17 protein-coding genes and 1 riboswitch are annotated in these 13,824 nt (G+C 66.7%); of the genes, 5 read left to right on the forward strand and 12 right to left on the reverse strand.

Going from position 1 to position 13,824, the window contains the following annotated elements:
• The 6 genes from V7Q81_RS10530 to V7Q81_RS10550 all read right to left on the reverse strand — a co-directional run.
• The coding region (locus V7Q81_RS10530) for an NAD-dependent epimerase/dehydratase family protein (RefSeq protein WP_333842984.1) at nt 1-136 on the reverse strand (136 nt) is incomplete at its 3' end.
• The gene (locus V7Q81_RS10535) at nt 133-543 is read right to left on the reverse strand and encodes a HEPN domain-containing protein (RefSeq protein WP_333842943.1); all 411 of its coding nucleotides are present in this window, start codon (nt 541-543) and stop codon (nt 133-135) included. The genes V7Q81_RS10530 and V7Q81_RS10535, both read right to left, overlap by 4 nt.
• Nucleotides 540-1,031, reverse strand: a complete 492-nt coding sequence (locus V7Q81_RS10540; RefSeq protein ID WP_333842945.1) for a nucleotidyltransferase domain-containing protein — start codon at nt 1,029-1,031, stop codon at nt 540-542. Before V7Q81_RS10540 ends, V7Q81_RS10535 begins: the two co-directional genes overlap by 4 nt.
• Nucleotides 1,012-1,530, reverse strand: a complete 519-nt coding sequence (locus V7Q81_RS16105) for a nucleotidyltransferase domain-containing protein (RefSeq protein WP_442954809.1) — start codon at nt 1,528-1,530, stop codon at nt 1,012-1,014. Before V7Q81_RS16105 ends, V7Q81_RS10540 begins: the two co-directional genes overlap by 20 nt.
• Complete coding sequence (locus V7Q81_RS10545) at nt 1,470-1,808, reverse strand: nucleotidyltransferase domain-containing protein (protein ID WP_333842947.1); 339 nt, start codon at nt 1,806-1,808, stop codon at nt 1,470-1,472. The genes V7Q81_RS16105 and V7Q81_RS10545 overlap by 61 nt, the downstream gene beginning before the upstream one ends.
• Before the next feature lie 22 nt (nt 1,809-1,830).
• A complete protein-coding gene (locus V7Q81_RS10550; RefSeq protein ID WP_333842950.1) occupies nt 1,831-2,214 on the reverse strand; it encodes a HEPN domain-containing protein in 384 nt (127 codons plus the stop codon).
• Nucleotides 2,215-2,321: 107 nt separating this feature from the next.
• Here V7Q81_RS10550 and waaC point away from each other — a divergent pair, with 107 nt between their 5' ends.
• Genes waaC through waaA form a run of 3 tightly spaced genes read left to right on the forward strand, consistent with a single transcriptional unit; the run spans nt 2,322 to nt 4,877 of the window.
• A complete protein-coding gene (gene waaC / locus V7Q81_RS10555) occupies nt 2,322-3,275 on the forward strand; it encodes a lipopolysaccharide heptosyltransferase I (RefSeq protein ID WP_333842952.1) in 954 nt (317 codons plus the stop codon).
• A 1-nt stretch (nt 3,276) separates the two neighbouring features.
• On the forward strand, nt 3,277-3,621 hold the full coding sequence (locus V7Q81_RS10560) for a hypothetical protein (RefSeq protein WP_333842955.1): 345 nt from the start codon (nt 3,277-3,279) through the stop codon (nt 3,619-3,621).
• Nucleotides 3,618-4,877 carry a lipid IV(A) 3-deoxy-D-manno-octulosonic acid transferase gene (gene waaA, locus V7Q81_RS10565; protein WP_333842957.1) on the forward strand — a complete coding sequence of 420 codons (1,260 nt, stop codon included), beginning with the start codon at nt 3,618-3,620 and terminating at the stop codon, nt 4,875-4,877. The genes V7Q81_RS10560 and waaA overlap by 4 nt, the downstream gene beginning before the upstream one ends.
• Here the strand turns inward: waaA and V7Q81_RS10570 are convergent.
• From V7Q81_RS10570 to V7Q81_RS10595, 6 genes are all read right to left on the reverse strand, one after another.
• On the reverse strand, nt 4,858-6,162 hold the full coding sequence (locus tag V7Q81_RS10570) for a TolC family outer membrane protein (RefSeq protein WP_333842959.1): 1,305 nt from the start codon (nt 6,160-6,162) through the stop codon (nt 4,858-4,860). The two genes, waaA and V7Q81_RS10570, sit on opposite strands and share 20 nt — an antisense overlap.
• 83 nt (nt 6,163-6,245) lie before the next feature.
• Nucleotides 6,246-6,899, reverse strand: coding sequence for a protein-L-isoaspartate O-methyltransferase family protein (locus tag V7Q81_RS10575; RefSeq protein ID WP_333842962.1), 654 nt, complete (start codon nt 6,897-6,899; stop codon nt 6,246-6,248).
• Nucleotides 6,900-7,025: 126 nt separating this feature from the next.
• A complete protein-coding gene (locus V7Q81_RS10580; RefSeq protein WP_333842964.1) occupies nt 7,026-8,165 on the reverse strand; it encodes an ABC transporter permease in 1,140 nt (379 codons plus the stop codon).
• Nucleotides 8,162-9,091 (reverse strand): ABC transporter ATP-binding protein, encoded by a 930-nt coding sequence (locus tag V7Q81_RS10585; protein ID WP_333842967.1) that lies wholly within the window; start codon nt 9,089-9,091, stop codon nt 8,162-8,164. The genes V7Q81_RS10580 and V7Q81_RS10585 overlap by 4 nt, the downstream gene beginning before the upstream one ends.
• A complete protein-coding gene (locus V7Q81_RS10590) occupies nt 9,084-10,064 on the reverse strand; it encodes an HlyD family secretion protein (RefSeq protein ID WP_333842970.1) in 981 nt (326 codons plus the stop codon). Before V7Q81_RS10590 ends, V7Q81_RS10585 begins: the two co-directional genes overlap by 8 nt.
• Entirely contained in the window at nt 10,061-10,708 is a 648-nt protein-coding gene (locus V7Q81_RS10595; protein ID WP_333842973.1) for a TetR/AcrR family transcriptional regulator, read from the reverse strand. Before V7Q81_RS10595 ends, V7Q81_RS10590 begins: the two co-directional genes overlap by 4 nt.
• Nucleotides 10,709-10,842: 134 nt before the next feature.
• Nucleotides 10,843-10,987: riboswitch (TPP riboswitch) on the forward strand.
• 46 nt (nt 10,988-11,033) lie between these two features.
• On the opposite strand from V7Q81_RS10595, the gene thiC reads away from it, so the two are divergent.
• Together thiC and V7Q81_RS10605 are read left to right on the forward strand one after the other, a co-directional pair.
• Nucleotides 11,034-12,929, forward strand: a complete 1,896-nt coding sequence (gene thiC, locus V7Q81_RS10600) for a phosphomethylpyrimidine synthase ThiC (RefSeq protein ID WP_333842977.1) — start codon at nt 11,034-11,036, stop codon at nt 12,927-12,929.
• A 552-nt stretch (nt 12,930-13,481) separates the two neighbouring features.
• The coding region (locus V7Q81_RS10605; protein ID WP_333842981.1) for an undecaprenyl-diphosphate phosphatase at nt 13,482-13,824 on the forward strand (343 nt) is incomplete at its 3' end.

The raw sequence follows: 13,824 nt of genomic DNA on the forward strand, positions 1-13,824 counted from the left end.
CCACCACGGCCAAGTGGCCGCGGTGGCCGGCGTAGGTGAGCTTGTCCAGATTGACCACGGGCTCGCCCACCGCGCGCAGCCACTGGAGCACGAAGTTGGACCCGATGAAGCCGGCTCCGCCGGTGACGAGGATCATGGAATCGTGAAGTGCTTCGTGGCCGCGAGCACCCGCTCGGCGCCCGACAGGGCTCTGGCCGCATCCTCCGGCCCGAAGACCCGTTCGGGGATCAGGTCGATGTCGCCGTAGAACGCCGCTTCCCGGTCCCGGGGCAATCGCAAGAAAGTCTCGGCCAATGCCGGCAGTTCGGCCCGCAGCGCCTCCGGGAACTTTCCGGCATGTTCCAAGAGAATCGATCCCACGTCGTGCCACTTCGGTGGGTCGACACCCACCCAGCGCAGCATGCCCTTGAGCACCCGCTCGACCACCTCCTGGGCTTCGCACACCACATCCGGGAAAGCCTCGACCTGCATGAGGACGCGCAAGGCGAGCAATCGCTTTTCCGCCCGGCTGAAATAGCGCCTGGCCAGCTCGTTAGTAGTCATAGCTCGATCCGATCACCCCACTGGTAGTCGGGCTTGAGTTCCCAATAATAGCCGCCTCCTTTGTGGAGGCGACGCGCGCCCATGGCGGCGAGCCGCCCGGCCAGCTCATCCAGGTAGCCGCGCAGCAAACCCTGGGGGTCATAGAGGATACGCGCCTGATCGGTTATGTCGAGCAAAAGGGGACTTCCTTGGCGCAGCTCTTCGGGCGTCTTGAACCGGGGGGAGAGGGAAGTGTTTACGCCTTGCGCCCGCGCCTGGTCCAACCATGGGGATATTTCCTTCTCGACCGCCGCGAACTCCTCGAAACGGGAGCGGCGGCTCGGCGGGAGCGGTTCCGCGACGATCAGCAGATCCATGTCTGAGTCGGGACGCATGCTGCCCCGGGCGACCGAGCCATAGAGAGCCACGGCCTTCGGGCGGTCTGCGTAGACAGCCTGGCAGGGCGGGGGGATGGCCGAAACGATCCGCTCAAAGGCTTCCCGGTACATGGTCCCTGTCTGCCTTTCTCAAGCTGCGGAACCCAACGAGTGTCGTCGGGCGGATCGAGCGCGGCCGAGGCGCGCCGTCGCGGGGACGGCAGTACCGAGCACGGTGCGCTGAAGCGCACCCTATGGCTTGTCTCAAAGGGGGCGGCTCGCTGCCAGATGGGGACGTGCGCTTGCAACAGCGCTCATCGTCATCGGGGCAGCGGCCGCCCCCGCCTGTTCCAGAACTGAGAGGAAGGGGGCGCCCTTCCCGGCGGCGATCCCGCTTCTCCTTTTTCTTTCCGAGCGGTTCGACCGCCGGCGCCGGATGATGCGTGCCAAACGGCAGAGACGGGCGCTCGTCGCCCACGATCAACAGGTCCGTATCGCTTTCCGCCGGAGAATCGCCCCGGACCACGGAACCGAAAGCGACGGTGCGGGCGTTGTGCGGGTCCAGTCCGTCTAGGTAGCGACGGGCGCACTCGAGCCGGGCTGATCCTGCACGATATCGGCAAGTACCCATACGGTTTCTTGCAAAAGTTGCCGCGCGAAACGGGATTGCGAGGCCAGGAGGCGCTCCCATTCGTCACGAGTGTACACGAGCAGCTCGGCAGGCACCGGCAGCTCGAGGATGTTCCATCGGGCGGCGCGCTCATGAAAGGGGAGCGGCGAGTCTTCCACCACCGCCACCAGGTCCAGGTCGCTGCCCACGCCCCAATCGCCCCGGGCGTAGGAACCGAAGTAGCCGATGCGCAGGACGCCCGGATGGCGCTTCGCTTCGAGGGTGGCCCAGGCTCTCACGGCCCGGTCGACCGATGCCCGGTCAGGCCATGCGAGCACGGACGAATTCAAGGATCTCACGGGCATAGGTGACGGCCTGGCCGCTCTGGATGGGGCCGTAGTGTTCGAAAGGCGCCCCCTCGGGGTGGCCGTTGGCGTAGCGGGTGGCCACGTAGAAGTTGTCCAGGACTTTTGCTTTTTCCACCAATTCCGCGGGCGCCGAGCCGGGTAGCTCGCTCAGCAGGCGGGCCACCGCATGTCCCCAGGCCTCCTGCCCCAAGCGGAGATGGAGCGCCTTGACGGCCTTTTCGGCCGATTGCTGGGCCGCGAAGCAGGCCCATTCGTGGCGCCCTTCCCGCTGGGAGGCCAGCGCCTGTTCCAGGTCCCGTTCCGCCTGCCGGAACCAATCCGTCGCGCGGTTGCTCATGGGGAGTCGCCGGTGCGTGAGGTCGAATCAAGGCAATTCTAGGTTTTTCCTGGGATTCCGTGTAGGCTACCGCCGCTTGTCTCATTGGGGGCGTCGGAGTGCTCTCTTTGCGTTTTCTCCTGGTCAAGACCTCCTCCATGGGCGACGTGATCCACAACCTGCCGGTCGCCACCGACCTCGCCCGGACGCATCCCGGTTGTCGCATCGACTGGGTGGTGGAAGAGGGGTTTGCCGCCATTCCGCGGCTGCATCCCGCGGTCTCCCGGGTCATCCCCGTGGCGCTGCGCCGCTGGCGTCGTCAGCCCCTCGCGCCGACCACTTGGTCGGAGCTCAGCCGGCTGCGGGCCATCCTGCGAGAAGAATCCTATGACATCGTCATCGATACGCAGGGGCTTCTGAAAAGCGCCCTCATCGCCCGTATGGCCCGGGGGAGGCGCTGCGGCTTTCACCGGGGAAGCGCCCGGGAGCCCTTGGCCGCGGCGCTCTACGACGAGCGACATCCCGTCGAACGGGCGCTGCATGCGGTGGAGCGAAACCGCAGGCTCGCGGCCCGCTGCGCTGGCTACGTGCTCGCCGGGCCTGCCGACTACGGCATCCGGGCGCCCGCCCAAGTGCTTCCCTGGCGGCCGGCCGCCCGCTACGTGGTGCTGCTCCATGCCACCAGCCGGGACGACAAACTCTGGCCCGAAGAGCGTTGGGTTGAACTGGGCAAGCGCCTCGCGGATCAGGGAGCAACGAGTGTGCTCCCCTGGGGCGGCCCTGTGGAAAGGCAGCGAGCGCAGCGGCTCGCCGCGACGATCCCCGGCGCGGTAGCGGCGCCCCCGCTCGCACTGGAAGAGCTCGCGGCGGTGCTGGCGGAGGCGTGGGGCGTCGTCGGCGTAGATACCGGGCTCACCCATCTGGCGGCGGCCTTGGGCCGGCCAGTGGTGGGGCTCTACTGCGCGACCGATCCGGGTCGCACGGGCGTCTATGGGGGCTCGCGCGCCGTGAATCTGGGCAGTATCGGGCATCCGCCGTCGGTGGCGGAAGTGCTGGATGCGCTCGGGGCTCTGCTAGACTGATATGAGCGGTGAGGGCTTTCTCGGGTACGAGGCGTATTCGTTCGACACGGGTGCACCGGCCAAGCCGCGCAATGCCCACGCACTCTCCGAGAAACTGGCCGAGTCGGTGGCGCTAGACGGCGCGTGTCTAGCGGTGCGGGACCTGGCCCCTTGGCCTGGGGTCCAGGTCGATCGGTGGCGTGTCTTGGCGGGCATGCAGCGCCGCCCATGGGATCGTCCGTCTTTCCAGGAGGCGTTGCTCGTCCGGGCGGCGATCGCAGGCCGCATCACCGATGATCTGCCGCACGGGGGGAAGTTCGGCCGGCTCGTCGTCCACAACCCATTTCCATCGATACGCGTCCCATGAGCGCCGGTCGCTGGGCCTATACCCGCCTACTGTGGCTCGCCGCGCCCTTCATTGCGTTGCGGCTCGCGTGGCGTGCCCGGCGCCAGCCGGAATACCTCCGCCACGTGGCCGAGCGCTTTGGCCGCTACGGGGAAGCGCCCCGGTCTCCGGTGATCTGGATCCACGCGGTGTCGGTGGGGGAAACCCGCGCCGCGGCGCCCTTGGTGGAGGCCCTGGTGCAGAGGCATCCCGAGCATTCGATCCTCCTCACCCACATGACGCCCACGGGGCGGGAGACCGGCCGGCGACTCTTCGGCGATCGCCTCCTTCAGGCCTACCTTCCCTACGACTATCCCTTTGCCGTGCGCCGCTTTCTCGCTCATTTCCGGCCCACGCTGGGGGTGCTCATGGAGACCGAGCTCTGGTTCAACCTGATCGCCGGCTGCCGACAGGCCCGGGTTCCCCTCTACCTGGTGAACGCGCGCCTCTCGGAGCGTTCTTACCGCCGCTACGACCGGTTTCGGGGCCTTGCCGCAGAGGCATTGGGGGCTTTGGAGGGGATTCTGGCCCAGACCGAGGCCGATGCCGGAAGGCTCATCCGACTCGGCGCGCGCCGGGTGGAGGTGGTGGGCAACCTCAAGTTCGACTTGACTCCGCCGGCGGCGCAGCTCGCCCAAGGGCAGGCGCTGCGGGCCCTGTTCGGCAGCCGCCGACCGGTGTTCCTTGCCGCCAGCACCCGAGAAGGGGAGGAGACGCGGGTGTTGGACGCGGTGGCGCGCCTCCACGTTCCCGGGCTGCTGACCGTGATCGTGCCGCGCCATCCCCAGCGCTTCGACGAGGTGGCTACCCTCGTCGCCCGCCGCGGCCTGACACTGCAGCGTCGCAGCGAAGCGCGCCCCATCGCCCCCGAGACCCAGGTGGTGCTGGGGGATTCCATGGGAGAGCTTTTCGCCTATTACGCCGCCTGCGACGTGGCCTTCGTGGGTGGAAGCCTCGTACCCTTGGGGGGACAGAACCTGATCGAGGCCTGCGCCGTGGGCGTGCCGGTCCTCGTGGGTCCTCACACCTTCAATTTCGAGGAGGCGGCCGAGCGGGCGGTGGCGGAAGGCGCGGCGCTGCGGGTGGTGGACGAGGCGGCGCTCGCCGGCGCGGTAGCGGCGCTGCTCGCGGACGCCCCCCGCCGCCGCCGTATGGCTGAGGCAGGCCGCGCCTTTGCCCAGCGCCACCGGGGGGCAGTGGAGCGGGTTCTTGCCCGGATCAGCGCAGGTATCGGTTGACCGCCGCCACGTCCTCGTCGGTGAGCACGCCCGCTGCCCGGCGCAGCTCCAGGGAGCTCAGGATGTAGTCGTAGAGGGCCTGGAAGTGGTCCCGGCGGGCCGAGTAGAGCTGCTGCTGGGCGTCCAGTACGTCAACGAAGGTGCGCACGCCCACCTCCTGGCCGGTGATGGTGGAATCGAGTTGGCTCTGGCTGGAAACCAGGGCCTGCTCCAGGGCCTTTACCCGGGCGAGACCGTTGGTCACGTTGAGATAGGCCTGGCGCACGTTCTGGGCGATCGTGCGGCGCACGTTGTCCAGGTCCTGCAGGGCCTTGTCCTGGTTGGAGAGGGCCTGCCGCACTTGGGACTGGATGGCAAAGCCTTGGAACAGGGGCACGGAGAGCTGCACGCCGATCACCGCCGAATTGGTATCGGCCCCGACCCCTAGGGTGCTCACGCTGGCGTTGCGGGCCTCGGTATAGCTCGCCACGAGGTCCACGGTGGGGTAGTGACCGGCCCGGGCCCGTTCCACTTCCTGCTGGGCGAGCTCGTAGGCGTCCTGCTGAATCCTGAGGAGCAGGCTGTTCTTCTCCGCCAGGGCGATCCATTCTTCCATGGTGGCAGGGGCGGGCGGCGCGAGCTGGATCCTTTCCGTATTCACCCGGGCGAGCTCCCCCGGATAGCGGCCGATGATCTGCTGCAGCGCTCGCTTCTTGATTTCTAAGTCGTTGCGGGCGGCGATCTCCTGGGCACTCGTGAGGTCGAAGCGCGCCTGGGCCTCGTAGGTGTCCACGATGGTGGCGGTGCCCACCTCGAAGTTGCGCTTGGCCTGTTCCAGTTGCTGGGCAATGGCCCGCTTCTGGGCTTCCGCCAGCTCCACGTTGACCTGGGCGAGCAGCACGTCGAAGTAGGCGCGGGCCACCCGCAGGATCAAGTCTTGGGTGGCTTGCCCGAACTGGGCTTCGGCCTGCCGCACTTGGATCTTGGCCTGCTCGTAGACGACCAGGTTCTGCTTGCGGTAGAGGGGTTGGGTGGCGGTGATGGACCAGTTGCGGGAAGAGAAGCTCTGGCTGCCCCGGATATTGGAGTCCACGTCGTTATAGTTGCGGTTGGCCGAGAGAGTGGCCGAGGGGAGCAGCCCGGCCCGACCTTGGGGCAGGAGCTCCTGGGCCGCCTGGAACGCCGCCCGGGCCGACTGGTACTGGGCGTCCTTGACGGTCGCCTCCCGGTAGATGGCAAGCAGATCTTCGGCCTGAACGGCACTCGCGAACGCGCAGGCCGCCAGCGCCCAGAGGGCACGTCGCATGGGAAAAGTTCCTCCCTTCCCTGGGCCGCAGGCCGGGCGGCGGGAAAACAAAGGGAAAGCGCGCCCGCCCGGCGAGGGCATGGTCAGAAAACGAAGCGCGAAGGCCGCCAGGCATTCCTGAGCGGCGGAATGCAGGTCTCGAACAGGAGCTCGGTGCGGAAGGCGCCTTCGCCCACACGGGTGATGAGCATCGCCTCCATGATGGGCTCTTCGCCCACCACGGCCAGGAGCCGCCCGCCCACGGCCAGGCTCTGCTGAAACGCTTCCGGAAGCACCGGCACCGAGCCGGTCAGCAGGATCGCGTCGTAGGGCGCGTGGGCCGACCAGCCCCGGGAGGCATCGCCTAGCTCCACCGTCACGTTGCGGATGTCGTGGGCTTGCAGATTCTTTTCTCCAAAGGCCTTGAGCTCCGGGTGGATCTCCACGCTGTAGACGTGGCGCGCCCGGTGGGCGAGAAGGGCTGTCATGTAGCCACTGCCAGTGCCCACCTCCAGGACCTTGTCGCCGGGCTTGACTCCCAGCTCCTGGAGCATGCGGGCCTCCAGCTTGGGCGGGAGCATCACCTCTCCGTGTCCCAGGGGAATCTCCATGTCGGCGAAGGCCAGGGCCTTGTAAGGCTCCGGGACGAATTCTTCTCGCCGCACCTGGAACAGCAGGTCGAGCACTTCCTGGTCCAGCACCTCCCACGGCCGGATCTGCTGCTCGACCATGTTGTAACGGGCTTGCTCCACGTTCACCTGGGTTCTCCCTTTCCTTGAGTCTTCCCCCGCGGGGCGCGGGCGCACGGACAGAGCGCTCATTATACTGCACCGCCCGGGCCGACCCGGCGGCAGGCGCCCGCGCCGTGGCCCGTTCGCCCGCCATCAGTCCAAGGTCCGCCGGTAACGGACGACGGCGATGGTCATCACCACTGCCATGAACAGGAGCATGGGCCAGAGATGGGGGGCGCTCTCCGCCAGGCCATTGCCCTTGAGCATGATTCCTCGCACCAGCCGCAAGAAGTGGGTGAGGGGCAACACCTCTCCCAGGACCTGGGCCCAGCTGGGCATGCCGCGGAACGGAAACATGAACCCGGAGAGGAGGATGGAGGGCAGGAAAAAGAAAAAGGTCATCTGCATCGCCTGCATCTGATTGCGCGCCAGGGTGGAGAAGGTGATGCCCACGGCCAGATTGGCCAGGACAAAGACCAATACGCAGCCGAGGAGCAACGGCAGGCTGCCTTCGATGGGTACCCCGAAAACGCCCCGCGCCGCCGCCAAAATCAGAGCCACCTGCACGTAGGCGATGAGGATATAGGGCACGATCTTGCCCACGGTGACTTCCAGGGGCCTGACCGGCGTGGCCAACAGATTTTCCATGGTACCGCGCTCCCGCTCCCGGGTGACCGCCAGGCCGGTCATCATGATCATGGTCATGGTGAGGATCACCCCCATGAGCCCAGGCACGATGTTGTACTGGGTGATGCCCTCGGGGTTGTAGCGCCGGTGCACCTGCACCTCGAAGGGGGGCGGGCGCTCCCTCAAGCCGGCGAGGCTGCCCGGCAGATCGGGTTGGAGCGCACTTCGATTGAGCTCGAAGAGGGTGGCGATGGCGTTGCTGGTGGCCGCGGGGTCGGTCGCGTCCGCCTCCACCAGGACCACGGGCCGCTCGCCCCGCAGCAGCCGGCGGGAGAAGTCCACGGGAATGGAGACCACGAACTGGACCTGGCCGGTGTCCAGCAAGTGCCGCGCCTCAGCTTCGCTCTGCACCCGCTGGACCAGATGGAAGTAGCCGCTGTTGGCGAGGCTCGCGAGAAAGCTGCGGGCGAAGCGGCTGTCGTCGGCCGAAAGCACCGCCGTGGGCAAATGCTTGGGGTCGGCGTTGATGGCGAAGCCGAAGAGGGTGAGCTGGATCAAGGGAATGCCCACCATCATGGCGAAGGTGAGCCGGTCCCGGCGCATCTGGATGAACTCTTTCACCACGATGGCGGCGAAGCGGGACCAGGAAAAGGCCTCGAGGCTCATGGCGAAAGCTCGTCCCGGGCGCTTTCCATGAGCTGGATGAATACGTCTTCCAGTCCCGGCTGAGTCAGCGTCCAGCGGTAGCGCCGATCCTCCTGGAACGGGGCGATGGTGGCGGCGAGGGCCTGGGCGTCGCTGCCCGAGACGTGGAGCACGTGGCCGAAGGGTACTACCTGGGTGACGCCGGGCAGCGCGCGGAGCTGCTCCGCCAGGGCGTGGACGTCCTCCCCTTCCACCGACCAAGTGGTGAGCCCGGAGGCGGCCACCAGCTCCGAGGGAGTGCCCTGGGCCAGTAGCTCCCCGTAAGCCAGGTAGGCGAGCCGGTGGCAGCGCTCTGCCTCGTCCATGTAATGGGTGGAGACCAGCACCGTGATCCCTCGGGCCGCCAAGCGGTGGATCTGCGCCCAGAAGTCGCGGCGCGCCTTGGGGTCCACACCGGCGGTGGGCTCGTCGAGCAGGAGCAGCCGGGGCGTGTGGAGCATGCAGGCCGCCAGCGCGAGCCGCTGCTTCCATCCGCCCGACAAGGTGCCGGCGAGCTGGCGGCTGTGTTGCGCGAGTCCCAGGTCCTCCAGGGCCTGCTCCACGGCGGCGCGGCGATTCGTCATGCCGTACATGCGGGCGACGAAATCCAGGTTCTCCCGGAGGGTGAGATCCTCGTAGAGGCTGAAACGCTGGGTCATGTAACCCACATGGCGCTTGATCTCGGCTGTCTGGCGCAGGACATCGTAGCCCAGGCAGGTGCCGCTGCCCTCGTCCGGGGTGAGCAGCCCGCACAGCATGCGGATGGAGGTGGTCTTGCCGCTGCCGTTGGGGCCGAGAAAGCCGTAGATCTCGCCTTCCTTTACTCGGAGCGAGAGCCCTTTCACCACCGCCCGGCCACCGAAACGCTTGGTGAGGCCCTCCACGTGGATGGCGTATCCGTCATTCATGGGAGGGGGTGAGGCGCTCGAGCCGCAGCGCCACGTCCACGGGCTGACCGGGATGGAGCCCTTGCGCGTGTTCGGGGGCCACCTTGGCCTCCACCCGAAAGAGGAGCTTCTCGCGCCGCTCCCGAGAGAAGATGACCGGCGGGGTGAACTCCGGCTGAGAGGAGACGAAGACGATGGTGGCAGGGATCTGCGCTGGGCAGCCGTCGCAACGGGCCGAGACCGGCTGGCCGATGCGGATTTTCGGCAGATCGGGCTCCGGCACGAAGAAGCGCAGCTTCAGATTCTCCGGGGGCAGGATGGAGAGCACGGGGCTGCCAGCGGGCACCCATTCCCCCGGTAGGAACAGCCGGTCTTCCACATAGCCTGCGACCGGCGCCACTACCGCCTTCTGGGCCAAGCGCCATTGCGCTTGGGCCAGGGCCGCCTCGGCGGCCTTCACCTCAGCCTCCGCAGCCCGGATCTCGTCGGGTCGGGCCGGTAACCGCCCGATGCGCCGCTGGGCCTCCAGCTCCGTCACCCGGGCCCGGTCCCGCTCGTACTGGGAGCGGGCCGCATCCAGGGTATTGGGGCTCACGAAGCCGTCGCGGATCAACCGCTCCTGGCGCCGGAAATGGGCCTCGGAGAAGGCGAGGGCGGCCAAGGCCTGCTGGTACTGGGCCTCGATCGCCGCCAGCTCTTGCGGTCGCAACCCTTTGCTGAGGTTGGCGAGTCGGGCACGGGCTTGTCTGAGCCGCTCCGCCGCTTCCCGCCGGGCCGCCTGCTCGGCGTCCTGTTCCAGCACGAAGAGGGGAGCGTTGCGCTCCACCCGGCTGCCCCGGTCCACCGCGAGCTCCATCAGGGTTCCCGCCTGGGAGGAGGCCACGTAGACGTATTCGCCTTCCACATAGCCTTGATAGGCGGCGGGCTCCTCTCCCGCGCAGGCGCTGAGCAAGGCAAGGGCGGCGATGCCCATTAGGCGCGGGCTGGAAGTCATGCAGCGGGCTCCTTCGCCAGACCATGGAACAGCAGATCCAGGTGGGCAGCCACGTAGCGCTCCAAGCGTGCGGGTTCCCCCTCGTAGGCTTGGAAGCTGTGCTTCCACAAGACCTGCAGGACGAGAGGCGCTACCACCACGCGCCAGGCGAGCGCGGTGTCGATGCGCCGGAATTCCCCGCGCCGCATACCCCGGGCGAGGATCGATTCCACCAGACGCTGCACCCGCTGGATGACTTCCTCGAAGTAGAAGCGGGCGATTTCCGGGAAATTACCCGCCTCCGAGATCACCAGCTTGGGAATGCCCGAAAGGGGGGAGTCCACGACCGCCCGGGCGAATTGGCCGACGAGCTGGCCGAGCAGTTCCCGGCTGCTGCCGCAGAAGCGGGCGGCCTGGGCTTCCGCCTCCGCCAGATTGGGCAGCAGGGCACGGCGCACCAGAGCCTTGAAGAGTTCGGCCTTGTTGGGGAAGTAAAGGTAGAGGGTCCCCTTGCTCACACCCGCTCGGGCCGCCACGTCCGCAAGCCGCGTGGCCGCGTAGCCGTAGCGGGTGAAAAGCTCCAGGGCGGCGGCCAGGATTTCGTCGGGGCGCGCTTCTTTGCGGCGTTGCCAACGGGGCTTGTTCCGCTTGGCGGAAGAAACCACGAGCATTCCTTAATGACTGACCGGTTGGTCATATATTCTGCCTTCGTCTCGCGGTGAACGCAACGCGAGGCATGCGCTGGCGGCTCTTGACCTGTGCACTTGAATCGATCGCCGCTTTGGGCTAGCGTTGGGGCTGTACTACGTAGGGGTCCTGGCAAAGGGCCGACGGTGGACGCGGCGAGCAGTGCCGTTCCGCCGACATGGCCTGGATGCCGGGTGAGACAGACCCTTCGAACCTGTCCGGGTAATGCCGACGTAGGGAACGTAGCTGTCCCTTTCCTTCGCTCCCGGCCAGCGGATTTCACTACTTGAGGAGCGAATCCACATGAGCGCCAATCCCAAGTTCCTGGCCGCCACTGCCCGCGTGGACGATGCGGCCGTGCAGCCGTTTCCCAACTCCCGCAAGATCTATATCCAGGGCTCCCGGCCCGACATCCGGGTACCCATGCGGGAGATCACCCAGTCCGACACGCCGGCCTCTTTCGGCTCGGAGAAGAATCCACCCATTTACGTTTACGATACCTCCGGCCCGTACACTGATCCGGCGGTCACGGTGGATATTCGCCAAGGCCTTCCGGCTCTGCGGCTGCCCTGGATCCTGGAGCGCAACGACACCGAAGAACTTCCCGGACCTACGTCCCAGTACGGCCGGGCGCGGCTCGAGGACCCGAAGCTCGCGCAGCTGCGCTTCAACCTCAAGCGCAAGCCGCGCCGGGCGAAGGCAGGGATGAACGTGACCCAGATGCACTACGCCCGCCGCGGCATCATCACGCCGGAGATGGAATTCATCGCTATCCGGGAAAACCTGCGGCGGGAGGCGTTCCTCGCGAGCCTCACCAAGGAGCAGCGGGAGCTGCTCGCGCGCCAGCACCGCGGGCAGGCCTTCGGCGCCTCCATCCCCGCGGAGATCACGCCGGAGTTCGTGCGGGACGAAGTGGCCCGGGGGCGAGCCATCATCCCCGCCAACGTGAATCACCCGGAAACCGAGCCCATGATCATCGGCCGTAACTTCCTGGTGAAAGTGAACGCCAACATCGGCAACTCCGCGGTCACTTCCTCCATCGGCGAGGAGGTGGACAAAATGACCTGGGCGATCCGTTGGGGCGCCGACACGGTGATGGATCTGTCCACTGGCAAGCACATCCACGAGACGCGTGAGTGGATCATCCGCAACTCCCCCGTGCCCATCGGCACCGTGCCCATCTACCAGGCGCTCGAGAAGGTGGACGGGAAAGCCGAAGAGCTCACCTGGGAGATCTTCCGCGACACCCTAATTGAGCAGGCGGAGCAGGGGGTGGACTACTTCACCATCCATGCCGGCGTGCGGCTCGCCTATATCCCCCTCACCGCCAAGCGCTTGACCGGCATCGTCTCCCGCGGGGGCTCCATCATGGCCAAGTGGTGCCTGGCCCATCACCGGGAGAGCTTCCTCTACACCCATTTCGAAGAGATCTGCGAGATCATGAAGGCCTACGACGTGGCCTTCTCGCTGGGGGATGGGTTGCGGCCGGGTTCCATCTATGATGCCAACGACGAGGCCCAGATCGCCGAGCTCAAGACCCTGGGAGAGCTCACCCGCATCGCCTGGAAGCACGACTGCCAGGTGATGATCGAGGGACCGGGGCACGTGCCCATGCAGCTCATCAAGGAGAACATGGACCTGGAGCTTGAGCACTGCCACGAGGCGCCCTTCTACACCCTGGGCCCCTTGACCACCGACATCGCGCCGGGCTATGACCACATCACCTCCGCCATCGGTGCGGCCATGATCGGCTGGTACGGCACGGCGATGCTCTGCTACGTCACCCCCAAAGAGCATCTAGGGCTACCCAATAAGAAGGACGTGAAGGACGGCATCATCGCCTACAAGATCGCCGCCCACGCGGCGGATCTGGCCAAGGGGCATCCCGGCGCCCAGATCCGGGACAACGCCTTGTCCAAGGCCCGCTTCGAATTCCGCTGGGCGGACCAGTTCAACCTGTCCCTGGACCCGGACACCGCGCGGGAATTCCACGACGAGACCCTGCCCCAGGAGGGGGCGAAGCTCGCCCACTTCTGCTCCATGTGCGGCCCCCACTTCTGCTCCATGAAGATCACCCAGGACGTGCGCGACTACGCCGCTCAGATGGGACTCTCGGAGGAAGAAGCGCTCAAGAAGGGAATGGAGGAGAAGGCCGAGGAGTTCGTGAAGCGGGGCGGCGAGGTTTACACCAAGGCCTGAGGGAGGCGGGCGTCAGGAGCGTCCCCCGTTCACCCGGCGAGCGGCGCCACCTCCGAGGCGAGCGAGGTCCGGTCGGTCAGACCGGCCAGGGGGCAAAGTCCGAATCGAGCAAGACGAGAGGCGGCGCAGCACTGGTGAAGGATGCAGGTCGCATGAACCCGCCCAGCAGGAAGAAAAGGGTTTGAGCGCTTTCATTCTTGCCCTTCCAGGCCTCATTGGTTGCGCTCCCCCCGCAACTGCTCCACGGTTCATTGCCTGCGGCCCTTTTCCCCCACTGGCCTGAGAATGACTTTGCCCCGTTCCTCACCCTCCACCCCTGGGGTGGGGGGAGTCCTGGCTTTTCGCGCATCGGCGGTGGGATCGTAACCCGCCCTTGCGGGCAACGCGCGCGTTAGCTTCGAGAGCCGGCTTGGTAATACTTTGGTAGAGGCAAGAAACGCGCCGGATTGGCCACAGCTTCCTCGAGACAGAGACTGTCGTTGGCTCAAGCCCCTCGAGTCGGACCGGCACGAGGGGCCGCTGTGCTAACATGCGCACTTTTCGCGCCTGTCCATGGAGCTTCCGCCGTTCATCCAGGCGATCATCCTCGGCATCGTCGAGGGCCTGACCGAGTTTATCCCCGTCTCCAGCACGGGGCATCTGATCATCGTCCAGGATCTGCTCGGCTTCACCGGAGAGCGGGCCAAGACCTTCGCCATCTTCATCCAGCTCGGGGCGATCCTGGCAGTGTGCTGGGAGTACCGAGCCCGCTTCCTCAAGGCAGCGGCGGGGCTCGGCTCGGATCCCGCGGCGCGACGCTTCGCGCTCAACCTACTGGCGGCCTTCCTCCCGGCGCTGGTATTGGGCGTGCTGTTCTACAAGATCATCAAGACCTATTTGTTCTCGCCGCTTACCG

The sequence above is a fragment of the Pelomicrobium sp. genome (genome assembly GCF_036803785.1).
In the GTDB taxonomy this organism is placed as follows: domain Bacteria; phylum Pseudomonadota; class Gammaproteobacteria; order Burkholderiales; family UBA6910; genus Pelomicrobium.